At 57.6% G+C, this 25387-nt stretch carries 24 protein-coding genes; 18 read left to right on the forward strand and 6 right to left on the reverse strand.

What is annotated here, in order from left to right; genetic code table 11:
• Positions 1 to 24: 24 nt before the first annotated feature.
• The 4 genes from ACR0D7_RS15450 to ACR0D7_RS15465 all read left to right on the forward strand — a co-directional run bounded on the left by ACR0D7_RS15450 (position 25) and on the right by ACR0D7_RS15465 (position 6192).
• On the forward strand, positions 25 to 1353 hold the full coding sequence (locus ACR0D7_RS15450; RefSeq protein WP_480679799.1) for an amidase: 1329 nt from the start codon (positions 25 to 27) through the stop codon (positions 1351 to 1353).
• Between the two features lie 109 nt (positions 1354 to 1462).
• Positions 1463 to 2644, forward strand: a complete 1182-nt coding sequence (locus ACR0D7_RS15455; protein ID WP_480679800.1) for an aminotransferase class I/II-fold pyridoxal phosphate-dependent enzyme — start codon at positions 1463 to 1465, stop codon at positions 2642 to 2644.
• Between the two features lie 14 nt (positions 2645 to 2658).
• Complete coding sequence (locus ACR0D7_RS15460) at positions 2659 to 5556, forward strand: DNA translocase FtsK (protein ID WP_480679801.1); 2898 nt, start codon at positions 2659 to 2661, stop codon at positions 5554 to 5556.
• A gap of 39 nt (positions 5557 to 5595) precedes the next feature.
• Positions 5596 to 6192: a LolA family protein gene (locus ACR0D7_RS15465; RefSeq protein ID WP_170383965.1), complete on the forward strand. Its 597-nt coding sequence runs from the start codon at positions 5596 to 5598 to the stop codon at positions 6190 to 6192.
• A 12-nt stretch (positions 6193 to 6204) separates the two neighbouring features.
• Here the strand turns inward: ACR0D7_RS15465 and ACR0D7_RS15470 are convergent, their stop codons facing one another.
• On the reverse strand, positions 6205 to 6786 hold the full coding sequence (locus ACR0D7_RS15470; RefSeq protein ID WP_170571771.1) for a transglycosylase SLT domain-containing protein: 582 nt from the start codon (positions 6784 to 6786) through the stop codon (positions 6205 to 6207).
• 60 nt (positions 6787 to 6846) lie between these two features.
• A complete protein-coding gene (locus tag ACR0D7_RS15475; protein ID WP_480679802.1) occupies positions 6847 to 7728 on the reverse strand; it encodes an AEC family transporter in 882 nt (293 codons plus the stop codon).
• An 80-nt stretch (positions 7729 to 7808) separates the two neighbouring features.
• Between ACR0D7_RS15475 and hspQ the strand changes: the two genes are divergently transcribed.
• Positions 7809 to 8135, forward strand: coding sequence for a heat shock protein HspQ (gene hspQ / locus ACR0D7_RS15480; protein WP_170383971.1), 327 nt, complete (start codon positions 7809 to 7811; stop codon positions 8133 to 8135).
• Positions 8136 to 8158: 23 nt separating this feature from the next.
• On the opposite strand, the gene ggt is transcribed toward hspQ, so the two are convergent.
• The 3 genes from ggt to ACR0D7_RS15495 form a co-directional block, all read right to left on the reverse strand.
• A complete protein-coding gene (gene ggt / locus ACR0D7_RS15485; RefSeq protein WP_480679803.1) occupies positions 8159 to 9736 on the reverse strand; it encodes a gamma-glutamyltransferase in 1578 nt (525 codons plus the stop codon).
• 211 nt (positions 9737 to 9947) lie between these two features.
• Entirely contained in the window at positions 9948 to 10388 is a 441-nt protein-coding gene (locus tag ACR0D7_RS15490; RefSeq protein WP_480679805.1) for an ATP-binding protein, read from the reverse strand.
• A gap of 32 nt (positions 10389 to 10420) precedes the next feature.
• Entirely contained in the window at positions 10421 to 10759 is a 339-nt protein-coding gene (locus ACR0D7_RS15495) for an STAS domain-containing protein (RefSeq protein ID WP_480679807.1), read from the reverse strand.
• Between the two features lie 101 nt (positions 10760 to 10860).
• On the opposite strand from ACR0D7_RS15495, the gene ACR0D7_RS15500 reads away from it, so the two are divergent.
• From ACR0D7_RS15500 to rarD, 13 genes are all read left to right on the forward strand, one after another.
• Positions 10861 to 12033 carry a thiolase family protein gene (locus ACR0D7_RS15500; RefSeq protein ID WP_480679808.1) on the forward strand — a complete coding sequence of 391 codons (1173 nt, stop codon included), beginning with the start codon at positions 10861 to 10863 and terminating at the stop codon, positions 12031 to 12033.
• A gap of 54 nt (positions 12034 to 12087) precedes the next feature.
• Positions 12088 to 12543 (forward strand): GAF domain-containing protein, encoded by a 456-nt coding sequence (locus tag ACR0D7_RS15505; RefSeq protein ID WP_480679810.1) that lies wholly within the window; start codon positions 12088 to 12090, stop codon positions 12541 to 12543.
• Between the two features lie 55 nt (positions 12544 to 12598).
• Positions 12599 to 13336 (forward strand): hypothetical protein, encoded by a 738-nt coding sequence (locus ACR0D7_RS15510; protein WP_480679811.1) that lies wholly within the window; start codon positions 12599 to 12601, stop codon positions 13334 to 13336.
• A 175-nt stretch (positions 13337 to 13511) separates the two neighbouring features.
• The gene (locus tag ACR0D7_RS15515; protein ID WP_480679812.1) at positions 13512 to 14081 is read left to right on the forward strand and encodes a helix-turn-helix domain-containing protein; all 570 of its coding nucleotides are present in this window, start codon (positions 13512 to 13514) and stop codon (positions 14079 to 14081) included.
• Positions 14081 to 14704, forward strand: coding sequence for a LysE family translocator (locus tag ACR0D7_RS15520; RefSeq protein WP_480679813.1), 624 nt, complete (start codon positions 14081 to 14083; stop codon positions 14702 to 14704). Before ACR0D7_RS15515 ends, ACR0D7_RS15520 begins: the two co-directional genes overlap by 1 nt.
• Positions 14705 to 14708: 4 nt before the next feature.
• The gene (locus tag ACR0D7_RS15525) at positions 14709 to 15089 is read left to right on the forward strand and encodes a GFA family protein (RefSeq protein ID WP_480679814.1); all 381 of its coding nucleotides are present in this window, start codon (positions 14709 to 14711) and stop codon (positions 15087 to 15089) included.
• 15 nt (positions 15090 to 15104) lie between these two features.
• A complete protein-coding gene (locus ACR0D7_RS15530; protein ID WP_480679815.1) occupies positions 15105 to 17555 on the forward strand; it encodes a GcvT family protein in 2451 nt (816 codons plus the stop codon).
• A 17-nt stretch (positions 17556 to 17572) separates the two neighbouring features.
• Complete coding sequence (locus tag ACR0D7_RS15535; RefSeq protein WP_480679816.1) at positions 17573 to 18049, forward strand: cupin domain-containing protein; 477 nt, start codon at positions 17573 to 17575, stop codon at positions 18047 to 18049.
• A gap of 12 nt (positions 18050 to 18061) precedes the next feature.
• Positions 18062 to 19114, forward strand: coding sequence for an alcohol dehydrogenase catalytic domain-containing protein (locus ACR0D7_RS15540; protein ID WP_480679818.1), 1053 nt, complete (start codon positions 18062 to 18064; stop codon positions 19112 to 19114).
• Between the two features lie 12 nt (positions 19115 to 19126).
• Positions 19127 to 20020, forward strand: a complete 894-nt coding sequence (locus ACR0D7_RS15545) for a homocysteine S-methyltransferase family protein (protein ID WP_480679819.1) — start codon at positions 19127 to 19129, stop codon at positions 20018 to 20020.
• 10 nt (positions 20021 to 20030) lie between these two features.
• Positions 20031 to 21002, forward strand: coding sequence for a GlxA family transcriptional regulator (locus tag ACR0D7_RS15550; RefSeq protein ID WP_480679821.1), 972 nt, complete (start codon positions 20031 to 20033; stop codon positions 21000 to 21002).
• Between the two features lie 89 nt (positions 21003 to 21091).
• A complete protein-coding gene (locus ACR0D7_RS15555; protein WP_480679822.1) occupies positions 21092 to 23545 on the forward strand; it encodes a GcvT family protein in 2454 nt (817 codons plus the stop codon).
• A gap of 269 nt (positions 23546 to 23814) precedes the next feature.
• Positions 23815 to 24690: an EamA family transporter RarD gene (rarD, locus tag ACR0D7_RS15560; protein WP_480679846.1), complete on the forward strand. Its 876-nt coding sequence runs from the start codon at positions 23815 to 23817 to the stop codon at positions 24688 to 24690.
• On the opposite strand, the gene ACR0D7_RS15565 is transcribed toward rarD, so the two are convergent.
• Complete coding sequence (locus ACR0D7_RS15565; protein ID WP_480679823.1) at positions 24681 to 25385, reverse strand: SGNH/GDSL hydrolase family protein; 705 nt, start codon at positions 25383 to 25385, stop codon at positions 24681 to 24683. The two genes, rarD and ACR0D7_RS15565, sit on opposite strands and share 10 nt — an antisense overlap.
• Positions 25386 to 25387: the final 2 nt, after the last annotated feature.

Genomic DNA, 25387 nt, shown 5'->3' on the forward strand with positions numbered 1-25387 from the left:
ACAGAATTTTTCAAGGGGGCAGGGATGCAGGACTGGCTGACCATGACGGCGTGTGATTTGGGTCGGGGCATCGGCATGGGCCGGATCGACCCGGTTGAACTGACCGAGGCCTATCTGTCCGCCATCGATGCCCATCCTCACCGTGACCGGATCTATGCTCGCGTGACTCATGACCGCGCGCGGGCTGAAGCCCAGGCAGCGCAATCGCGCGCCAAGCTGGGGCAGCGTCTGTCATTGTTGGATGGCGTGCCAATCAGTTGGAAAGACTTGTTCGACACGGCCGGGATTGCCACCGAGGCCGGATCGGCGTTGTTGACGGGCCGGGTGCCAGACACCGACGCAGTCGTCGTGCGCAATGCCACTGCGATGGGAGCTGTGTGTCTGGGTAAAACCCATATGAGCGAATTGGCCTTTTCGGGCCTTGGATTGAATCCGACCACCGGAACCCCGCCCTGTGTCGATGATGAAGATGCGGTTTCCGGTGGCTCCTCTTCTGGCGCGGCGGCGTCGGTCGCGTGGGGTTTGGCCGCAGGTGGAATGGGGTCAGACACCGGTGGATCAGTGCGTATCCCTGCGGCCTGGAACAATCTTGTGGGGCTGAAAACCACTGCCGGACGGGTCAGTCTTGAGGGGGTCGTACCTTTGTGCCTGCGCTTTGACACCGCTGGCCCGTTGGCCCGTTCGGTTGAGGATGCGGCGCATTTGCTGGCCATGCTTGAGGGCAGCAACCCGGCTGATCTGCGCGGGACCAGCCTGAAAGGCCGTCGTTTTGCCGATCTGCAAAACGTGGCCAAAGACGACCTGCGCGATGCGCCTCGCAAAGCTTATGACGACGCTGTGGAGCGGTTGCGCGATGCAGGGGCGGAAATCGTGCCGCTTGAGGTGCCCGAATTAAACGAGGCGATGGGGCTTTCCGGTCTTCTCTATACTACCGAAGCTTATGGCCTGTGGCGCGATGTGATCGAGGCCAACCCGGATGCGATGTATCCTGAGATTCTTGAGCGCTTTCGCACCGGTAAAAACGTGTCCGGTGCCGATTATGTTGCGGCCTGGTCCAAGTTGAAAGCATGTCGGGCCGCCTGGGATGCGGCCGCCGCCGGGTTTGATGCCGTTCTGGCACCCTCTGCGCCCATTCTACCGCCGAAACTGGAGCGGTTGATGAGCGATCATGACTACTATGTCACTGAAAACCTGTTGGCGCTGCGCAATACGCGAATTGGCAACCTGATGGGGCTGGCGGCGCTGACATTGCCCACAGGGACCCAAGGCTGTGGGCTGATGATGATGGGGTATCCGGGTTCGGAAGAGGCGCTTTTGCGGTTTGGTTCAGCGGCCGAGGCGGTATTGGCCTGAATGCCACAATCCCCTGATTCGCCACCTCTTTGTCTGGACGAAACGGGGAGCGATCTGTAATCTGCCAAAAAAGCGGGGCGTTAATGATCCCGATATTGAGGCAGTAGTTATGAATTTCCCCGAGCGGTTTTCGAACCTACCGGAATACGCATTCCCGCGTCTGCGCACCCTGTTGGATCATCACCAGCCGGGTGGAGATGTGATTCACATGACCATCGGCGCGCCTATGCATGATTTCCCGTCGTGGGTGACGGATGTGATCATGGAAAACGCCGCAGGGTTTCAAGGTTATCCGCCGAATGAAGGTTCGCCCGAACTGCGCAGCGCGATCACTGACTGGATCAGTCGCCGCTATGGCGTAACGATGGACCCTGAGACCAACGTGATGGCTCTGAATGGCACTCGTGAAGGGTTGTATAATGCTGCCATGGCCCTGTGCCCCGAGCAGAAGAACGGTCAGAGACCGGTCGTCCTGTGTCCGAACCCGTTTTATCAGGTCTATATGGTCGCCTCGATCTCGGTTGGGGCTGAGCCGATCTTTGTGCCTGCAATTGCTGCAACGGGCCATCTGCCCGATTACGCGGGTCTGACCGAGGACGTGCTGAACCGCACCGCCGTGGCCTATATCTGTTCGCCCGCGAACCCGCAGGGGGCCGTTGCCTCGCGGGATTACTGGGCCGAGTTGATCCGTCTGGCCGAAAAATACGATTTCCGCATTTTTGCGGATGAATGTTATTCCGAAATTTACCGCCACGAAGCCCCGACCGGCGTTTTGACCGTTGCGCAGGAACTGGGCGCAGACCCCGAGCGGATCACCTTGTTCAACTCTTTGTCGAAAAGGTCGAATCTGGCCGGGTTGCGGTCTGGCCTGATTGCGGGCGGTCCTGAAACCATCAAGCGGGTCAAGCAGTTGCGCAACTATGCGGGTGCACCGCTGCCGTTGCCGTTGCAAGCCGCCGCTGCCAAGGTCTGGGCGGACGAAGAACATGTCGCCGAGAACCGCGCGCTCTATCAGGAAAAATATGCGATTGCGGATAAGGTGTTCGCGGGCTTGCAGGGCTATATGCCGCCCGAAGCCGGATTTTTCCTGTGGCTGCCGGTCGAAAACGGCGAAGAAACCGCATTGAAGCTGTGGCAGCAGACCGGTGTCCGGGTGCTGCCGGGCGCATATCTTTCTCAAGGTGATCCGGGGCAAAACCCGGGCGAGCAATTTATTCGGGTCGCCATGGTGGCCCCAAAAACAGAGTTGCAGCAAGGGCTGATCACGCTCCGCGACTGCATCTATTCGTGAGGTACGAGGGCAAAATGGCATCTTACAACGCGCGCAACCGCGATCCATTGCTGGACAGCACGACTCAGGCCGCGATTGAACGGCGCAGCAAGGAACTGATCGGAATCGTTCTGATCCTGCTGGGTTTGGCCGCTGCTGCGATGATCTGGTCCTACACGCCGGATGATCCGAACTGGATGGTCTCGACCGACGCGCCGGTGCAGAACTGGATGGGGCGGATTGGTGCCTCGATCGCGGCACCGTTGTTCATGATCGTGGGCTGGGGCAGCTGGAGCATCGCGCTGGTGCTGATTGGCTGGGGCGTTCGCTTTGCTGGCCATTTCGGCGAGGAACGCGCGGTTGCCCGTCTTATCTTTGGGCCGATCTGGATTGCCATTGTCTCGGTCTACGCTGCGACACTGGTGCCGGGAGAGGCGTGGCGCGCGACTCACAGCTTTGGTTTGGGCGGGTTGTTTGGTGACACCGTGATGGGTGCCTTGCTGACGCTGCTGCCGATTTCTTCGCATTTCATGGTCAAACTGATGTCGCTGGCTATGGCCGCAGGGATGTTGGCCTTGGGTGTTTTCGTGCTTGGTTTCACCAAAGAAGATGTACGCAAAGGTTTCCGCGCCTTCTTGCTGGGTCTTGTAATGTCTTACGACATGATGATGACCCTGTTGGGCCGGGGCGCAGCTGCGACAGCGCAGGCTGCTCGCGACCGCCGGGCGCAGTGGGAAGAGCGTAAGGCCACGCGCAGCGAAGCCGCCGAGGCCGTGCTTGATGATGATCTGGCTTATGCCGATCCAGTATTCGAAGAGCCGGATTTTGAAGAGCCCGAGCCCGCCAAGCCCGGCCTGCTGGCCCGCATGCCCAGCCTGATCCGGCGCCCCGAACCCATGCCGGAACCCGAATTGATTGATTACGAGCCGGTTGCAGATTTCGATGAGATGCCCGGTGAGGACCGCATCCGATCCAAGATTTCCGCTGCGGTGCGCAACCGCAAGGTGGCAGCAGGAGAGATGGCACCTGAACACGACCCAAACCTGCCTTTGACCAAGGGTCGAGGCCGTGGGCCTGACCCGCTTATCCTGAATTCTGGACCGGGCACAGATTTGCCTCCTGAACCGCCGATGACCTCGGCTGGATTGCCGCCGGAACCGATGCTGACGGTGGACCCGGCACCGGAGTGGCAGCAGGAATCGCTGCATCAGGACTTTGCGCCCGAGCCAGGATTTGAAGACGAGGCCGTGTTCGAGGACGCACCTGAGCCTGCACCGCAGCAGCGTCCCGCAATGAAGATCCCGGTGGCCGAACCGCGCAAGCCGGTTGTGGCACAACCCGTACGCCGTACTCCGCCGCCTTCGCGTCGCGCTCAGGCCGAGGCGCAGCCAACCCTGTCATTCGAAGAAAAGCATTCGGATTTTGAGCTGCCGCCGCTTAACCTGTTGTCCAACCCGGCCAGCATTCAGCGTCATCACCTGAGCGATGAGGCGCTGGAAGAAAACGCGCGGATGCTGGAAAACGTACTGGATGATTATGGTGTAAAGGGTGAGATCGTCAGTGTGCGCCCCGGCCCGGTCGTCACAATGTACGAACTGGAACCCGCGCCGGGTCTGAAGGCCAGCCGTGTGATCGGTCTGGCCGACGATATCGCGCGGTCGATGTCGGCGCTGTCGGCGCGTGTATCGACTCTGCCGGGCCGTTCGGTGATCGGGATCGAACTGCCCAATGAAAACCGTGAGATGGTGGTACTGCGTGAAATCCTTGCCAGCCGCGACTTTGGCGATGGCAACCACGCGCTGCCACTGGCGCTGGGCAAGGATATCGGCGGTGAGTCTGTAGTGGCGAACCTAGCCAAGATGCCTCACCTGCTGATCGCGGGGACCACCGGGTCCGGTAAGTCGGTGGCAATCAACACCATGATCCTGTCACTGCTATATAAGCTGACGCCGGATGAATGCCGTCTGATCATGATTGACCCCAAGATGCTGGAACTGTCTGTTTATGACGGCATCCCGCATCTGCTCTCACCTGTTGTGACCGACCCTAAAAAGGCGGTTGTGGCCCTGAAATGGGTCGTGGGCGAGATGGAAGATCGCTATCGGAAGATGTCCAAGATGGGCGTCCGCAACATCGCCGGCTACAACGGCCGCGTGAAGGACGCTCTGGCCAAGGGCGAATTGTTCAGCCGTACGGTTCAGACCGGGTTTGACGATGAAACCGGTGAACCCGTGTTCGAGACCGAAGAATTCGCCCCCGAAGCGATGCCCTATATTGTTGTCATCGTCGACGAGATGGCTGACCTGATGATGGTGGCAGGTAAAGAGATCGAAGCCTGCATTCAGCGTCTGGCTCAAATGGCGCGTGCCTCGGGTATTCACCTGATCATGGCCACGCAGCGCCCCTCGGTCGATGTGATCACCGGTACGATCAAGGCGAACTTCCCGACACGAATTTCGTTCCAAGTGACCTCGAAAGTCGACAGCCGCACCATTCTGGGAGAAATGGGTGCCGAGCAACTGCTGGGGCAGGGCGACATGTTGTATATGGCGGGTGGCGCCAAAATCACGCGCTGCCATGGTCCTTTTGTTTCGGACGAGGAGGTTGAGGAAATCGTCAACCACCTGAAACAGTTCGGTCCTCCGGATTACATGAGCGGTGTTGTCGATGGACCGGCAGAGGAGAAGGCTGACAACATCGACGCTGTTCTGGGCCTCAGCACCGGTGGCAACACGAACGGAGAAGATGCCCTCTACGATCAGGCGGTGGCGATTGTGATCAAGGATCGCAAATGTTCGACCTCGTACATCCAGCGGAAACTTGCCATTGGCTATAACAAAGCTGCGCGGCTTGTTGAGCAAATGGAAGATGAAGGCGTTGTTTCGTCGGCAAATCACGTCGGTAAGCGGGAAATCCTCGTCCCCGAGCAATAGGATATTTAATAACAAGGGCAGAGCGCATATCTGTGAGCCATGAAACAGATTGCCTTTGCCCTTGCCTTGATACTTGCCGCGCCTTCTGCTTGGGCGGCGGACAAGCTGCCGCTGTCGCAGATCTCCAATTACCTGAATGGTCTTAAAGCCGTCGAGACAACGTTTACGCAGGTGAACGATGATGGCTCGTTAAGCACCGGAAAGCTGTGGATGCAGCGACCGGGTAAGATGCGTTTTGAATATGACCCGCCCAATAGTGCCGTAGTTCTGGCCAATGCGGGCACAGTGCAAATCTTTGACCCCAAGTCGAACCAGCCGCCCGAGCAATACCCGTTGAAGCGGACACCATTGTCACTGGTCCTAGCGCGTAATGTGAATCTGGGGCAGGCGAATATGGTCGTGGGCCATGATTTCGACGGCACCGCAACCGTAGTTACTGCGCAAGACCCGAAAAACCCGGATACCGGGCGTATTGAGCTGATGTTCACAGACAACCCGATCGAGCTGCGTAAATGGGTGATTCACGACAATGCGGGCAGTCAGACAACTGTTTTGTTGGGGCAACTGGACACGGGTGCTAGTCTGAGCCGTGATCTGTTCTCGAACTCGAAAAGAAGCGGGTCAGCCAATCGCTGACCCGTAGACACGTCAGTGTCGGCAACCATCCAGCTGTGCCTGATACAATCTGGCGCGGGCGTCCACGTCATTGGCGACGTTCAATAGCCAGGGTTTGCCGTAATGGCTGCCACGGGCATAGCCGGTGTGGCCCTCGTGATAGGCGAGGTACTGGTTTCGGGTGTCGCCGGGGTGAATGCCGTTCCGCTCATAACTTTTGTTCATGTACCAGCCGATGAAATCCGACGCATCGCGGATACGGTCGCGCTTGGCCCGGCGCTTGCCGGTCTCGCGCTGGTATTGATCCCAGGTGCCATCCAGCGCCTGGCTGAACCCATAGGCGCTGCTTTGTCGACCCATCGGGATTACGCCCAGAACATATTTATGCGGTGTTCGCGCGTCATGGCGATAACGGCTTTCCTGATAGATCGTCGCCATTTGTACATGAACCGGGACGCCCCATTTACGCTCAGTACTTTTGAAGGCCTTGATATAGTCAGGCCTTTCGCGCGCAATGCTGCACGCATCATTAAGTTTGCTGGGTGGCTGTTTCGAACCACCCCCACAGGATGCCAAAAGCAGCACCCCAAGGAGTACGAAAAGAATTCTGCTCATGTGCCTCGTGCCTTTTTTCTTTATTCTAGCGCAGATTGAGCTTTGAGGAAATCACAATCGCTACAGAACAATAGCTAGAATTAGAGGCAAAGCACCGACCGACAGAATAGTTGAGATCATGACCATTCCAGCCACCGCGTCAGAATCTGCCCTAAAACGTTCGGCCAATAAATAAGATGTAACGGCGACCGGTGTGCACATCTGCAGGACCATGATGCCAAAACCGACAGAATCCAGGCCAAACAAAACAGCCAGACCCCGCCCAAGGACAAAGCACACGACGAGCTTGATTAGGGACAACCAGATGGCCTGCCCAATTTTCTGCGTTGTCAGGCGGGCGATGGCGACACCGACTGTGATCAGCATCATCGGCACGGCCATCTGGCCCAAAAGTTCCAGCGTATTGGTCAAAAAAAGCGGGGTCTGCCAGCCTCGCCACAGGAACAACGCGCCCAAAAGCGTGGCCCAGACCATGGGTTCTCGGGCCGCTTTGCCAAACCCGCCTTTCCCTGCGACCAAATAAATGCCGTAGGTGAAAGACAGCAGGGCAGTGACAGCCAGAAAGATGACTGCATAACCCAAACCGGCCTGACCAAAAGCAAAGATACACAAAGGTAATCCCAGATTGCCGGCATTCCCAAAAATCAAGGGTGACAGATAGGTTCTGCGATCCAAACCCCGCAGGCGCACAAAGACTTCAAAGACAATGGCAAGCCCGACATGCCCGGTGATCGCCGCCAGTGTAAAACGGGTCAAATCTCCGGCGGGGATATCAGTTTGCATCAATGCCACAAAGATCAGACTGGGCACTGCGAGGGTTACGCCAAGGCGGGTTACGAACTCCAACCGGTACTCGAATCCAAGCTTGACCCAGGCAAAACCGATCCCCGCCAAAATGAATACTGGAGCCACGATTTCGAACACTGTTAGCAATAGGTTCACAGACTGTTTCCCTTAATTTCAGATCAATGATTGGCAATTTGACGCGGAAAGAGGTAGTAAAAGCATTGGGGGCTGAGACAATGCTAAAGACACGCGCAAAGTACGGTCTGGGCCAAGTGGTCCGGCATAAAAAACATCCCTTCCGGGGGGTGATTTTCGATGTAGACCCCGAATTTTCAAACACGGAAGAGTGGTATCAGGCCATCCCCGAAGATAGCCGTCCAATAAAAGATCAGCCGTTTTACCATCTGCTGGCCGAGAACGACCAATCCTTCTATGTTGCTTATGTTTCAGAACAAAATCTGATTGAAGACCAATCGGGTGAGCCAGTTGAGCACCCTGATATCCCAGATATGTTCGGACCGTTTGAGAACGGCTCATACCCGCTTCATTTCCATCTAAACTAAGTGAAAAAGACCAGTTCTTACTGTTAGTATCCAATGGCGCAGCCGTCTTTTCGCGGGTCGCTTGCACCGATCAAAACGCCATTATCAGAGATTCGGATCGCTTGCGCACCGCCTAGGGGAGTTTCCGGGGTCTCAACATTATGTCCTAAATCCTGTAATTGTTGCGCTACCTTAGGCGAAAAGCCACGTTCCAGCTTCAAAACACCCTTGTCCGCAAATGCGCGTGGCGCATCGATGCTGGCCTGCAAATCCAGCCCGTGATCAATCTGGTTTGATACGAACCGGGCGTGACCAGTGGGTTGATATGCGCCGCCCATCACCCCGAATGGCATCTGAATGCGGCCATTCTGCTTTAACATTCCGGGGATAATTGTGTGCATGGGCCGTTTGCGGCCACCCAACTCATTCGGATGACCAGCTTGCAAGGTAAAGCCCGCACCACGGTTTTGCAGCAGAATGCCATATTTTTCGGATGCGATCCCCGACCCGAAGCTATGGAAGATCGAATAGATGAGCGAAACGGCCATTCGATCCCGATCTACGACGGTGATATAGACGGTATCTTTGTGAATGGCTTCGGTCAGCGGGGCGGCGGCGGGCATCGCGCGTTGCGGGTCGATTAGGGCGGCCAGCTTGTCGGCTACAACCTGATCCGTAAACCGCTCGGCATGTGTTGTGTGATCTGGATCGGCGATGAACCGGTTGCGGGCGTCATAGGCGAGCTTGGAGGCTTCTGCCTCAATATGAATGCGCTCGACCCCAAACGGGTCCATGTTTGCGAGGTCAAAATTCTTGAGGATGTTCAGTAGTAAAATGGCCGTGGCGCCCTGGCCGTTCGGCGGATGCTCGATCAGTTCCAACCCTTTGTAATCTCCGCTGACGGGCTGTGTTTGCGTGCATCGTGTGGCCTCAAAGTCCTGGGCGGTGTGGACGCCGCCCAAGCCGGTAAGTGCTGCGATCATGTCGTCGGCGATGTCACCTGAATAAAACGCGTCGCGTCCGTTCCGGGCGATTTGGCGCAGAACGTCGGCTTGACCGGGGGAACGAAAGATTTGCCCGACCTCAGGTGCCTTATCATTGATCAGATAATGCGCCCGCCCCGCGCCTTGCAGGGTGGCGGCTCCGAATTTCCAGTCAAAGGCAACTCTGGATGCCACAGGCACGCCGGCGTCGGCGTAGTGAATGGCGGGCTGCAATATGGCGTCGAGCCCCAGCTTGCCCTCGGTCTCCGCCAGGCGGCAGAACGCGTCGACCGCGCCCGGAACGGTTACGGCGTCTGCCGTGTTCAACGGCACCGCAGTCAGTCCCCGCGCTCGTAGCATTTCCGCATTTGCGGCGGCTGGAGCGCGGCCCGATCCATTCAGGGCGCGGACCTGATCTTCGCCCGGCCGGTTGAACAGCACAAAACAGTCGCCGCCCAAACCGGTCATTTGAGGCTCGCAAATCCCCAGCAATACCGCTCCGGCGATGGCGGCGTCCATTGCGTTGCCACCTTGTGCAAGAATATCTACGGCCACTTTCGCAGCCAACGGATGAGACGTGGCGCACATTCCTTCGGTCGCCAAAACTTCGGACCGGCCCGGAGTGTGAAAATCCCGCATGGTGCAATTTCCCCATTAGAACGCGCCGAAGGTATCGCGCGACCGTGGGTTGTCCAGTCAATTCAATGGGAAGTTCCTCGGCGTCGTTCACTGGGTGGGGGCTGTGACATGCGACGCCGAGGGAAGCTATCTGAGCTACATTGCCGACTTTGCCCAGCGTTTGCGGCGCGACAATGGTTTGATCTAGGCCTTAATGTGGTTTTTTTTGCCTTTAGGTGGTTTCGGGAAAGTCAAAGCGCAGTGAAAGCCGATTGCTTCCGTTGTCGCGCTCATAGCGGATGTCGCTGGTAAGTTCGTGGATCAGAAACCAGCCAAATCCACCTTCGGGCAGGTCATCACGGGTTGCGCCCAGCGCAGCCGGAATGCCGTCTGGTACACGGAATCCGGGCAGCGGGTTGCCTGTGTCTGAAATCAGAATCTCAAGCCAGTTTTGATGCAGGCGGCACCTCACCTGAACCTGTGCTGGTGTGATGTCGGCATAGGCATGTTCGACCACGTTATTGATCGCCTCGGCCAGTGCGATTTTTACATCCCCTGCCTTGTGTGCAGGAAGCCCCTGCGCTGCCAGACCCTGACTGAGTTGCGTAATCCCCAAGCTGGCTTCTGTTTCGGTTGCGGCAAAGCTCAGGTCCAAATACTTGCCATTACTCATGGGCATCGCGCCTATTCAGATGATGAAATGGGTCAATCTGCAGCCGGTGACAGGGCATCATCCAACGTCGGGTAGAGCTTGAATACAGTGTCCATGCGGGTCAGCCGAAATACCTTCTCGACAAAAGGGTGCAGGCCGGCCAAATCCAGCCGGCGGTCATGTCCAAGCTGCTTCATCGAGGCGACGATCGCGCCAAGTCCACTTGAGTCAATGAATTCGACGCTGGTTAAATCCAGGATCACTCTGGCGGTACCACCTTCTGCTTCGTTCCGCATGTCTTCTTTGAACTGAATGGCCATGGCCGCATCAATTCGGTCGGACTGCACCTTGATGACCTGGGTTGTGTCGGTCGTAATGCTGGTCAGAGGCATGCTTGACGGTCCTTTATTTGAGTTTCACTGGTAGAAATACGCTAGACGGGAAATCTTACCATTCGGTATCCGTCGATTAGGGAGAATGGAGGAGTATAGCGATGAAGCAGGTGGTTATCGCAGGGGCGGCGCGCACGCCCATGGGGGGATTCCAGGGAATGTTCGATGGAACCGCTGCGACTGAACTTGGAGGAGCGGCCATTCGCGCAGCGTTGCAGGGTGCGGGCGCTGAAACAGTGGACGAGGTTTTAATGGGCTGTGTGTTACCCGCCGGGCAAGGTCAGGCCCCGGCCCGACAGGCTGGGTTTGCGGCCGGCTTGGGCGAAGACGTGCCTGCCACGACACTGAATAAGATGTGCGGATCGGGGATGAAGGCGGCAATGATGGCCTTTGATCAGATCGCGCTGGGCCACGCGGATACGATGATCGCGGGCGGCATGGAAAGCATGACCAACGCGCCGTATCTTTTGCCCAAAATGCGCGGCGGTGCGCGGATCGGGCATGGCCAGGTGGTAGATCACATGTTTCTGGACGGCCTCGAAGACGCCTATGACAAAGGCCGCCTGATGGGAACCTTTGCCGAGGATTGCGCCGAAGCCTTCCAATTCACCCGTGAAGCTCAGGACGAATACGCGCTGCAATCCCTGTCTAACGCGTTGGCTGCGCAGGAAAGTGGGGCCTTTGGCACCGAAATTACGCCGGTCGTGACCCGCACCCGCAAGGGTGAGGTTACCTTTACCCAAGACGAGCAGCCGAAATCGGCGCGTCCCGACAAAATCCCGACGCTGAAACCGGCCTTTCGCAAGGATGGGACGGTGACGGCGGCCAATTCCTCGTCCATCTCTGATGGTGCCGCTGCGTTGGTGCTCGCGTCCGAAGATGCGGCCGAGGCGCAGGGTCTGACAGTACGTGCCCGGATCGTCGGCCATGCCAGCCATGCGCAGGCGCCGGGTCTGTTCACGACGGCTCCGGTTCCAGCAGCCCAAAAATTGCTGTCAAACATCGGCTGGTCAAAAGACGACGTGGACTTGTGGGAAGTGAACGAGGCCTTCGCTGTCGTTCCAATGGCTTTCATGCATGAGATGGGGCTGCCGCGCGACGTGGTTAACGTGAATGGCGGTGCCTGCGCGCTGGGTCACCCCATCGGTGCATCGGGTGCGCGGATCATGGTCACCTTGCTCAACGCTCTGGAAAAGCGGAACCTGAAACGCGGCGTCGCGGCCATCTGTATCGGCGGCGGAGAAGGAACGGCCATCGCCATCGAACGCGTTTGACGCTTCATCTTTTTCCAAATACTCCAGAGCATACCTGCATCAAAGAGCACGACCATGACTGCTGACTATGACACGCTAGCCAAAACCATTGCCGCCCTGACAGACGGTGAAACCGATCAGGTCGCCCTGATGGCAACAATCGCTTGCGAGGTACACCACGCGGATGATCGATTCGACTGGACCGGGTTTTATCGCGTGACTGAGCCGGGGCTGATGAAGATCGGTCCCTATCAAGGTGGTCATGGCTGTCTGGTCATCCCCTTCGAGAGGGGCGTCTGCGGGGCTGCGGCGCGCACGGGTGAGGTACAGTTGGTGCCCGACGTGGATGCCTTTCCGGGCCACATCGCTTGTGCGTCGTCCACACGGTCCGAGTTGGTTTTGCCGGTGCGCGGCTCATCCGGTGAAGTAATTGCCGTGTTCGATATCGACAGCAATCAACCCGATGCCTTCACCCAACGGGATGCTGAGGCCTTGCAGAATATTTTGAACGATTGTTTTGCGCGTGCGTGAGTTTTTATTACCCAGCCGCAGCTTAACCTGCGGTTGGATCACTTGAGGGACGGTTTTGCTGGATACGGACGGACTTTTTGTCAATCGGGTATACGACCGCCCCATTCAGCGTTTTGCCGTGGTTGGTGAGAGGTCCTCTGGGACCAATATCAGCGAATTCATCATCAGGCGGGCTCTTGGTTTGAAGCCCAGCAATGAACTCGGATGGAAGCATGGATTTGTCCAAGGGGTGGGGATTTCCAAAGACGTTCTGGTCGTGGTCTGTGTGCGTGATCCCTATGATTGGCTCGCCAGTATGTATGACAAACCCTGGCACTGTGCCGCGTCGATGAGGAATTTGGGGTTCTCAGGCTTTATCCGGGCACCATGGGATTCAGAAATCGACCGACCCAAAGGCTATTTCAAGCTGCCACCCAATCAGTACTCGAATATTCCGATACTTCAGGATCGTGATCCATTGACGGGCTTGCGCTTTGATAACCTGATCAGGATGCGCACCACCAAATTGCGGCACTGGACAGGTCTCGCCAACGGTCTGTGCAATCTGGTTGTCTGGCGGTTTGAGGCGTTCAAGGAAAACCCAGACGCATTTCTAGGCGTGGTTGCCCAAAATTTTGGCACCAGTCTAATACCGTTTGAATGGCCAGATCAGCCGATGGGTGTCATGCCGCCTAATATGAGGCAGGGCAAGGTCGGCCAGATTAGCTCGAAAGACGTGGACTTCATAAACTCACAGCTTGATGCCGATCTGGAGCAATCGCTCGGGTATTCATTTCGATCAGCCGAAGATTGATTGATCGTCGATTGAGCCGCGCGTCATCGTTTGTACTTTTATTTGTCTGAGCGCCGCTCATCGTCGGTCAATCTAACAGCCTGTAAGCGCTCGTGAAAAAAATCTTGGTTTTTTCATAGAATCGGGGCATCGTGAAATTACAGGGAGAAATTTCACGAACATCAAGGATTGATCGGTGAACACGCAAGCCACACACAGCGCGACACTCGGTGCGGATATCCGCGCCCTGCGCAAGGCGCGCGGGTTAACGCTGACCGAGATCTCTGTGCGTCTTAACCGTTCGGTCGGGTGGCTCAGTCAAGTCGAGCGAGACATGTCAGACCCCTCGATTTCGGATTTGCGCCAGATCGCGGAATGTTTGGACGTACCCATGTCCATGCTGTTCGCCCATTCCTCGGTGCCGGTCGATGAGCAAGGCTATATCGTGCGCGCAGGGACGCGTCGACCAATGGGATCCGGTGAAGAGGGGTTGATCGAAGAACTGCTCTCGCCCGATCTGACCGATGATTTCGAGATGGTGCATTCCACCTTCGAGCCCCGCTCTAAGATGCAAAAACCTGCGGACCGGCCAACGCAGGAGGTCGGCTATATGATTTCGGGCCGCCTGGACCTGACTATTGGTTCCCAGCAGTTCTCGGTCGGGCCGGGGGACAGTTTTCGTATCAAGCATGAACCCTATCAATGGGCAAACCCCTATGATGAGCCCGCCGTGGCCATCTGGGTGATCGCTCCGCCGGTGTATTGATGAGTTTTGAGGCCTGGACCATATTCGCGCTGTTTTGGGTGGTGTTCGTAACGACCCCAGGGCCGAATGCAGTCAATTGTATCTCAAACGGGATGAGCTTGCCGTTTCCCAAGGCGATGCTGGGGGTGTTGGCAATTCTGACGCAGGCCAGCTTGTTTCTGATCATGTCAGCGCTGGGTGTTACGGCATTGATCGCGGCGTCTCCGAATGGGTTTTTCGTGGCCAAGCTGGTGGGCGCGGGCTTCTTGATCTGGGTTGGTATTCGCGGCTGGATAAACGCCACGCGGCCCGCCCCTGCGTCGGAAAGGCCCGCCCGGCACATTTATCTGCATGCGCTGGCCGTGGCGACGATCAATCCCAAAAGCGTGGCCGGATACCTTGCTGCCTTTTCGCAGTTCGTCCAACCCGATGTTCCGATCTGGCAGCAGATGGGGGTGATCATGCCCACCGCTCTGGTCATCACCACGCTCAGCTATACTGGATTTACCCTACTGGGTGCGCTGATGGGCAAGGCGGCGATGGGGGCTGTGTTCAACACTTGGGTTCGCCGCGTGATGGCAGCCTGTTTCATCATTTACGGCGTGTTGCTGGGGGCCAGCACCACGCCCGCAGCAAGGGGGTAGGTACATGCACACTGGTTCATGCCTGTGCGGCGCGGTCGCGTTCACAATTGACGGAGAGCTGTCGCCGCCGTCGGCCTGCCATTGCGGTCAGTGCCGCAAGCAATCAGGGCATGTCTGGGCCTCGACTTCTACTCATCAGAACAATCTCAGTTTCACTGCAAGCGATACTCTCAGTTGGTTCCGCGCCTCGGAAGTTGCCCGACGCGGGTTCTGCAATGCTTGCGGCTCATTCCTCTTCTGGCAGCACAACCAAGAGGACACGATCTCAATTTCCATGGGGGCGCTTAGCGAACCCACGGGACTAAAGCTCGCCCGGCATATCTTTGTCGCCGACAAGGGCGATTACTACGACATCACAGACGATCTGCCTCAAGAGGCACAGTAACAGGGATCAAGATCAATGAGTGATTTTCCGACAAAAGCCCGCGTGGTTATCATCGGTGGCGGTGTGGTGGGGGCTTCCTCGCTGTACCATCTGGCCAAGAAGGGCTGGACCGATTGCGTTCTGCTAGAAAAGAATGAGCTGACCGCCGGTTCGACCTGGCACGCCGCGGGTAACGTGCCGACCTTTTCGACCTCATGGGCAATCATGAACATGCAGCGTTACTCGACCGAGCTGTATGCGCGTCTGGGCGAAGAAGTCGACTATCCGATGAACTACCATCAGTCCGGCTCGATCCGTTTGGCACACAGCAAAGAACGGATGCAGGAGTTCGAGCGCGCGATGTCGATGGGCCTGTATCAGGGTATCCCGATGGAGATGTGGACCCCGGAAGAGGCCAAGGAACGCTATCCGTTCCTGGAAACCCACGATCTAGAGGGTGTTCTGTATGACCCGACCGATGGCGACATCGACCCGGCGCAGCTGACGCAGGCGCTGGCCAAGGGTGCCCGCGACATGGGTCAAAAGATCATCCGTTTCTGCCCGGCAACCGGCGTAACACAGCATGATGACGGCACCTGGACCGTACACACTGATAAGGGCGATATCGCTTGCGATTATGTGGTCAACGCAGCCGGGTATTACGCGCAGCGCGTGGGTGAGTGGTTTAAGCCATTTGGCGGTCGCACCGTGCCTGCGATGGTCATGAGCCACCAATACCTGCTGACCGACGAAATCCCTGAGGTCGAAGAATGGTCCAAGAACAACGGCGGCAAGAAACTGCCGCTGCTGCGCGACGTGGATATCTCGTACTATCTGCGGCAGGAGAAGCACGGCTTCAACCTTGGTCCCTATGAACCCAACTGCAAGGGCCACTGGATGACCGAGGATGACCCGATGCCCGAGGATTTCTCGTTCCAGCTGTGGAATGACGATCTGGACCGGATCGAGGATATCGTCACCGACGCGATGGAGCGGGTGCCGCTGATGGCAACTTCGGGCGTGGGGCGCGTGATCAACGGCCCGATCCCTTACGCGCCGGATGGTCTGCCGCTGATCGGCCCGATGCCGGGCGTCAAAAACGCGTTCGAGGCGCACACATTTACCTTCGGCATCGCGCAGGGCGGCGGCGCTGGCAAGGTGCTGGCCGAATGGATCGTCGATGGCGCGACCGAGTGGGATATGTGGGCCGTCGATCCGCGCCGTTACACCGACTACACCGATCAGGACTACTGCAACCAGAAGGGCATGGAGGTTTATGGCAATGAATACGCCATGCACTTCCCTCATCATGAATGGCCAGCAGCACGTGATAAAAAACTGTCGCCGGTGCATGACAAGGTCAAAGCGCTGGGCGGCGTGATGGGTGCCTATAACGGATGGGAGCGGGCTAACTGGTTCGCAAAGCCAGGCGATGACACGTCGCTCGAGGCCACCCATACTTGGGGCCGCTCGGGCCCTTGGGAACAGCGGATCCAAGAAGAATGCGAGGCCGTGCGAGACCACTGTGGCGTACTAGATCTGCCAGGCTTCTCGCGCTTCATGGTCAAGGGAGAGGGCGCCGCCGAGGCGCTGCGCGGCCTCGCAACCGGCGGGTTGCCCAAAGTCGGCCGGATGAACCTCATCTATATCTCCGATGACCGTGGTCGCATTCTGACAGAGATGTCCTGTATCCGCCTGGGTGAGGATGAGTTTGTCATGATCACCGCGGCAACAGCGCAGTGGCATGACCGCGACATCCTGATGAACGCGATGCCTGCCAGCGTTTCGATTGAGGACGTCACGACGACACGTGACACCCTGATCGTGACAGGCCCGAAATCGCGGGAAATTCTGTCAGGTCTGACAGATGCCGATCTGACCACAGGGTGGCTGACCCATCAGGCGGCCACAGTTGCAGGTCAGCCCGCATATTTGATCCGCGTTTCCTTTGCCGGTGAGTTGGGCTGGGAAGTACATGCTCTGAACGAACACATGCCCGCAATCTATGACGCGATCATTGATGCGGGGGCCAAGCCGTTCGGGATGTATGCCCTGAATTCGCTGCGGATTGAAAAGGGATATCGCGCTTGGAAAGGCGACCTGTCGACCGACTATTCGCTGCTGGAAGGCGGTTTGGAACGGTTCGTCAAGCTGGATAAGCCACAGGACTTCCCCGGCAAGGCCGCGATCCAGAATGAAAAACAGCAGGGCGTAAAGAAATCCTTTGTAACGTTGACTGTGGATGCCGGCGATTGTGACGCGCCTTACATGTCCTGTATCTGGTATGGCGATCAGATCGTGGGCGAAACCACCTCGGGCGCATGGGGATACCGTGTCGGCAAGTCCATTGCGCTGGGCATGATCAAGACCGAACTGGCCAATCCCGGCACCGAGCTTGAGGTGGAAATCTACGGAGAGAAGCGCCGCGCCGTGGTACAAGAGGATCAGCCGCTCTGGGATTCTCAGAACGAACGGCTGCGTGCCTAACCCCTGACGGAGGAGCCATGAGCAAGCGATATTCCAAATTGGCGCCCGGTGAGGGCCCCAACTATGACTGGGAAAATGACCATACGTTCGTAAAGGTCTCGGCCCAAGATACGGATGGCGCCTATACGCTCATGGAAGACAACTTGAAGGCCAGCTTCGCGCTTGGTCTTCATCGCCACGACACCCATGCCGAGACCTTCTATTTTCTGGAAGGTGCGGTGGATTTCTACGTCGATGGAGACTGGCATCGGTGCGGGGCGGGTACCACGATGCACGTTCCGGCGGGGGTGCCGCATGCCTGCCGCGTGGCCGACACTGCGCCGGCGCGAATGCTGATGATTTTTCAGCCCGCGGGGTTTGATGGGTTCCTTGCGGAGCTTTCGACAATGACCGCAGCCGATTTCGCAGATGAGGCAAAGATGGCTGAGCTGAACGCCCGTTATGACATCATTCCATTGGGGCCGGTCCCACCTCATCCCGACGATCCGGCATAAAGGTAGCATTTGATGGCAATACCCCAAGTCATGTCCGGCGTTTACCTGACCCAACACGGCGGACCCGAGGCGTTGGAATGGCGCGATGACATACAGGTCCCTCAGACGGGTCCGGGGCAGGTGCTTGTTCGGGTGTTGGCCGCAGGGGTCAACAACACGGATATCAACACGAGGGCCGGCTGGTATTCCTCGGATGTGACTGGTGCAACCGATGCCGTAGATCAGGACGTCGAGGCCGGAGGTTGGGGTGGTGCGCTGCAGTTCCCGCGCATTCAGGGCGGTGATCTGTGCGGTGTCGTCGAAGCGGTGGGTTCAGGGGTGACATTCCAGCCGGGTCAGCGCGTGACGTGCCCCATCAACCTGCCCCGTCCCCGACCGGGCAACCCGACGGGGTTTATCGCGTTGGGTTCGGAAATGGATGGGGCCTTTGCGCAATACTGTCTGGTTGAGGCGGCAGACCTCTATGATGTCAGCGCTTCTCCACTGTCAGATGAAGAGATCGCTGCCATTCCCTGCGCTTTTGGTACCGCCGAGAACCTGCTGACCCGTGCGCGTGTGACTTCGGGGCAAAAGGTGTTGGTTACTGGCGCTTCCGGCGGGGTGGGGCTGGCGACCGTGCAACTGGCGGCGTTACGGGGGGCAACGGTTTGGGGCGTGACAAGTGCGCCCAAGGCCGAGGTGGTCAAAAGCCAGGGCGCAGTGGGCACGTTTGATCGAGGCGCAGAACTGCCTGCCGATATGTTCGACGTAGTGATTGATGTGGTGGGTGGTCCGGCATGGGCGGGTCTGATCCTGGCGCTGAAGCCGGGCGGGCATTATGCGGTGTCCGGCGCAATTGCAGGGCCAATCGTACAAGCCGACCTGCGTGATATCTATCTGCGCGACCTCACCATTCACGGCTGCACCCATCAGGCGTTCGATGTCTTTGGTCGACTGGTCGAATTGATCAATGCCGGGCGGGTTAGGCCATTGATCTCAAAGACTTACCCGTTAAGGGACATCGCAAAGGCGCAGGCGGATTTTCAATCCAAGGCGTTTCCGGGCAAACTGGTTCTAATTCCCTGAAAAGGCTGAGATATGGCGGATATCACTCTTCTGGACGGCTCTATTGGGCAGGAACTCGTCAAGCGCAGCGGCGACAGGGCGACACCGCTATGGTCGACGCAGGTGATGATGGATCATCCGGATCTGGTGGGTGATGTCCATGCCGCGTATTTCCAGTGCGGGGCAACCATTGCCACAACGAATACCTATGCAGTGCATCGGTCGCGTCTTGTCAGAGTTGGATTGGAGGAACAGGTGCCTACCTTAATCGACGTCGCGTTGTCACAGGCCGAACGCGCCAGAGCTGGCACGGATGGGCGCATTGCCGGCGCGCTGGGGCCGCTTTTGGCCTCGTACCGGCCTGACCTGAACCCTGACCCTACCGATGCGGCGGCTAAGTTCGCCGAGCTGTGTGCTCTAATGGCGGATCGTGTCGATCTGTTCCTGATCGAAACCGTGTGCTCGGTGCAGGAGGCCGAGGGCGCCCTGCGGGGTACGGCGCAGGCGGGCAAGCCGGTCTGGCTTGCGCTGTCGGTGATGGATGAGGACGGCACGCGGTTGCGCTCGGGCGAGCCATTGTCCGATATCGCTCCAATGGTCGATCGTTTTGCGCCCGAGGCTGTGCTGATAAACTGTTCCCGTCCCGAAGCCATTCCCGCCGCGTTGAAGGTCATTGCGACATTGGACCGGCCCTATGGGGCCTATGCCAATGGCTTCACCGCGATAACCGAAGGATTTCTGAAAGACGCACCCACGGTAGATGCACTGGAACAGCGGCAGGATCTGGGGCCTGACGCCTATGCCGATCACGCGATGGAGTGGGTTGGGCTAGGGGCGACCATCGTTGGCGGATGCTGCGAGGTTGGTCCGGATCATATCGCAACGCTGGCCGACCGCTTGCGCGCTGCCGGCCACCAGATTGTCTGAGGTCCAAACGATGCCAAAACCACCTGACACTTCAACACAAAGGCCACAGCATTTCGATATTCTCGTTGCACCCGGTTATGTGTTGCTGGAATTGGCGTCTCTGGTCGATGTGCTTCGACTGGCTAACCGGGTATGCCCGACACCCCCGTTCACCTACTCCTACCGGTCTCTGAAAGGAGGTCCGATATCCAGCAGCAGTGACGCGGTGGTTCAGACCGAACCAGTTCCCGCGCAGCCCAATGCGGATTATCTGTTCGTAATCGGCAATTCTGACCCGGACCATCCTGCCCTGTCGCTAGGGCGTACCGTGTCCGACTACACCTTTCGCGGTGCCAAGGTGTTCCTGCTGGCCGAAGCTGCAAGTCGCTATATTGACGAACACGGCACCGACGACATGGCCACCCACTGGGAAAATGCCTCATTCCTGCGTGAACGCGGGGCTAGGTTTGAGGCCAAACTGTCAATTGCAACCGAACAAGGCGCGGTGGTGACCTGTGCCGGGATGGAGGCGACAACTGACATCGCGCTTGCCGTGATTGGTCGCCATATCTCTGGCCCGGCCAAAATGACAGTGGCCGACATCATGCTGCACGAAAATATCCGCGATTTCTCGTCCATGCAGCCGTTTTCCGGGGCAAAGTTGACCTCGACAGGGGATGCCAAACTGGACCAGTGCATCAAGTTGATGCAGGCCAATATCGAGGATCCTCTGCCGATTCACCAGATCGTCGAATCCCTGCACCTGTCGAATCGATCACTTGAGCGGAAGTTCAAAACGTTCTTCGGCACCACGCCAAACGGATTCTACCGTGAAATGCGGCTGTCCAAGGCCAATAATCTGCTGTTGAACACCACGATGAGCGTCCGTGAAATCGGCCTGGCTTGCGGTTTTCCAAACGGATTTTCTTCGATTTACAAGAGCTTCTTCGGCGTTACGCCATTTGTCATAAGGCGTGAAAAGCGGGCGGCATCACAAAGGTGAAAATCAGCGATGCTGTGACGGTTTTCATGCTTTTAATGTCGATCTTTCGTGGCAATTTGACCCAAACCTGACATAGCGGAGATTTCAGGATGGTTGATCTTCCCAGCAAGGCCCGAGTGGTCATCATCGGCGGCGGCGTCATCGGATGCTCGGTCGCATATCATCTGACCAAGAAAGGCTGGAAGGATGTGGTTCTGCTTGAACGCAAGCAACTGACCAGCGGAACAACATGGCATGCTGCCGGTCTGATTGCCCAACTGCGGGCAACCGCAAATATGACCAAGCTGGCGAAATACAGTCAGGAGCTTTATGGCTCATTGGAAGAAGAAACTGGTGTCGCCACCGGGTTCAAGCGTTGCGGATCAATCACCGTGGCGCTGACCGAAGAGCGCAAGGAAGAGATCTATCGCCAGGCGGCCATGGCTCGGGCTTTTGGTGTCGAGGTTGAAGAGATCTCGAACGAGCGTGTGCAGGAGCTGTATCCGCATATCAATCTCGAGGGTGTCAAAGGCGCAGTGTACCTGCCGCTGGACGGGCAGGGCGATCCGGCGAATATCGCCCTTGCGCTTGCCAAGGGCGCGCGGCAACGCGGTGGAATCGTCAAGGAGAGGGTGAAGGTCACCGATATCGTCAAACAGGGCCGCAAGGTCACGGGTGTCGACTGGGTTGCCGATGATGGCAGCGCTTCGGGTCATATCGAATGCGACATGGTGGTAAACTGCGCCGGTATGTGGGGCCACGAAGTTGGACGGATGGCGGGCGTGAACGTCCCGCTGCACGCATGCGAACACTTCTACATCGTGACCGAGAACATCGAAGGTATGACCCAACTGCCTGTGCTTCGTGTGCCGGATGAATATGCCTATTACAAGGAAGACGCGGGTAAGATTCTGTTGGGTGCCTTTGAGCCGGAATCAAAGCCTTGGGCGATGGAAGGTATCCCCGAGTCGTTTGAGTTTGACCAGCTGCAGGAAGATTTCGACCATTTCGAGCCGATCCTCGAAAAAGCAGTCGAGCGTGTGCCTCTGCTGGCCGAAGCCGGAATTCATACTTTCTTCAACGGCCCGGAGTCTTTCACTCCGGACGACGCTTATCATCTGGGCCTGGCGCCCGAGATGGATAATGTCTGGGTTGCCGCAGGCTTTAACTCGATCGGTATTCAGTCCGCCGGTGGTGCAGGCATGGCACTGGCCGAATGGATGGACAGCGGAGAGAAGCCGTTTGATCTGGGCGATGTCGACATCAGCCGGATGCAGCCGTTTCAGGGTAATAAAAAATACCTGTTCGAGCGATCCAAGGAAACGCTGGGTCTGCTTTATGCGGATCACTTCCCCTATCGACAGAAGGCCACGGCGCGCGGCGTGCGTCGAACCCCGTTCCACCACCACCTGCTGGAACAGGGCGCTGTGATGGGTGAGCTTGCCGGCTGGGAACGCGCCAACTGGTTTGCCAATGAAGGGCAGGAGCGCGAGTATCAGTACAGCTGGAAACGCCAGAACTGGTTCGAAAATTCCGCTGCCGAACACCGCGCCGTGCGCGAGAATGTAGGCATGTATGACATGTCCTCCTTCGGAAAAATCCGCGTCGAAGGCCCCGATGCCGAGAAATTTATGAATTATGTCGGCGGCGGCGATTACTCGGTGCCAAATGGCAAGATCGTCTATACTCAGTTCCTCAACCGCACCGGCGGGATTGAGGCTGATGTGACTGTCACTCGCCTGTCCGAAACCGCCTATTTGGTTGTTACGCCCGCCGCAACTCGCCTAGCTGACCAGACCTGGATGATGCGCCATGCGGGTAATTTCAACGTGGTGATCACCGATGTGACCGCTGGCGAAGGCGTTCTGGCCGTGATGGGCCCGAATGCGCGGGTGCTGCTTGAAAAAGTCTCGCCTGCTGATTTCTCGAATGCGACCAACCCGTTTGGTACTGCGCAAGAGGTCGAGCTTGGCTTGGGGCTGGCTCGTGTGCACCGCGTTACTTACGTAGGTGAGCTTGGTTGGGAGGTGTATGTCTCGTCCGACATGGCCGGGCATGTCTTTGAGGCCTTGCACGAGGCCGGGCAGGACATGGGTCTGAAACTGTGCGGCATGCACATGATGGATAGCTGTCGGATCGAAAAAGGGTTCCGCCATTTCGGCCACGATATCACTTGTGAAGATCACGTGGTTGATGCGGGCCTGGGCTTTGCCGTCAAGGTCGACAAGGGTAGCGATTTTATCGGGCGCGAGGCAGTGATAACGCGCAGGGAAAGTGGGCCGAAAAATCGTCTGGTGCAGTTTAAACTGACCGATCCAGAGCCGCTCTTGTTCCACAATGAACCAATCGTTCGCGACGGTGAGTATGTCGGATATCTGAGCTCGGGTAACTATGGCCACACGCTGGGTGGTGCCATCGGTCTGGGCTATGTGCCTTGCGAGGGGGAAAAGGCGGCGGATGTGCTGGCCTCGACCTACGAGATCGACGTTTGCGGTGTGAAGGTCAAGGCAGAGGCGTCGCTGAAACCGATGTACGATCCGAAATCGGAACGGGTTAAAGCCTGAGTTGGTTCGAAAGGTTGGGGGCTCTGCCCCCGCCGCCCGTTCGGGCGTCTCCCCCGAGATATTTTTAGCCAGATGAACAGGGGATCCTTGGTCCATCTGGCCTAAGATGCCCCCGGGAACGCGAAGCGCCACTAAGCGCGACATATCAGAATTCCTGATGACCTGCTTCACAGTTTTAACAGTTCCCAACCAAGTCTGATTTGCCGTAGAGAAGTACGGTATCAGTCGGAGACCCCGCCGTGGCAGACACCCCCGTACCGCCAAACACCATGGATACGTCCAAAGGGCTGGCGCTGGCCGTCACAGCTTATGTTCTGTGGGGTTTTCTGCCGCTGTATATGAAGGCCGTGGCTCATGTGAGTGCGTTCGAGGTTGTTGCGCATCGCGTCATCTGGTCTGTTCCCGTAGCTGGGTTGCTGTTGGTGATGTTAGGGCGGACGCGGGATCTGAAGGCGGCACTGGCAAACCCGAAAATGTTGGCGATGGCATGCCTGACTGCTGCGCTCATATCCGTAAACTGGGCAATCTATGTCTGGGCAATTGCCAGCGGGAATGCGTTGGACGCGGCGCTGGGGTATTACATCAATCCGCTGTTCAGCATCGCGCTGGGTGCGGTTTTACTGCGTGAACCGTTAACGAAAATCCAGCTCGTCGCGGTGGCGATTGCAGCGCTGGGCGTTCTGGTTCTTATTGTCGAGGCTGGCAGCTTGCCTTGGGCTGCGCTTGGACTGATGGTCAGCTGGGGATTTTATGCCTTTTTCAAGCGGTCACTTCCTATCGGACCCAATCAGGGCTTTCTGCTTGAGGTTCTGATCCTGCTGATCCCGGCGCTGGCCTATGTTACGTGGCTAGGTGTGCAAGGCACCGGACATTTTGGCGTGGGCGTGACAGACACCATTCTGCTTGCCAGTGCGGGAGTAGTAACGGCTGTACCTCTGCTGGTCTATGCCAATGGGGCCAAGCTGGTGCGGCTGTCTACGATGGGCATCCTTCAATATATTGCGCCGACCATGATTTTCATCACTGCCATCACCGTGTTTGGCGAACAGATTGACCATGGACGTATGATTGCGTTTCCGCTGATCTGGACGGCATTGATCGTCTATTCGATCCCGATAATCCGGCAAATGCGGGCTCAGGCCTGACGCAGAAGGCGGGCGGCTTCTGCGGCCCAGATGGCATAGGCTTTCGGGCTGGGATGATAGCCGTCTGGGGCTGCCAGGGCTGGGTCGTCGGGTAATTCCAATGCCAGATGCCGAGCCTGTGGAAAGTTGGCTGCAACCTGTTGCAAGCCTTGATCCAGTCGTGCGGCCTGGCAGCCAAGCACCCAGGCCAGTGGTTGTGGTAAGGCGGGGAAGCGGTGCATTTGTGGTACGGCTGTAACGACCAGTCGCCGCACACCCAAAGTATCGGTTAAAAATTGGAAAAGCTCGGTCTGTCGTTCGACAAAGCGCCTGCGGGTGGTTGCGTGGGTCACATCATTTACACCCAACGCTGTGACGGCCATGTCGAATTGGCCGCTCAGCCCTTGCAGGCGTTCGATCGTATCCTGCGTGGTGTACCCGGTCGCGGCTTCCAGCTGCCATTCCACCGCATAGTGTTTGGCCAGCGCGGCCACGAGATACCCGGACAGAGCCTGCGCCTGTGTTCCCGCGCCCACCCCGGCGGCTGAGCTGTCTCCGGTAATCAGCAGACGCAATCGGGGTCCTCGTCCTTCGCGCCCTTCGCGGGGGCCAATCGGCTCGGGCAGCAGTTGGGCTTTGCGTCGCACCGACAGGCCCTGGGCCGCCAGCAGTGGCAGCAACGGCACGCGTATCAGTTGATCCGGGGTAACAGGCATGG

It is taken from the genome of Ruegeria sp. BB7 (assembly GCF_056539365.1).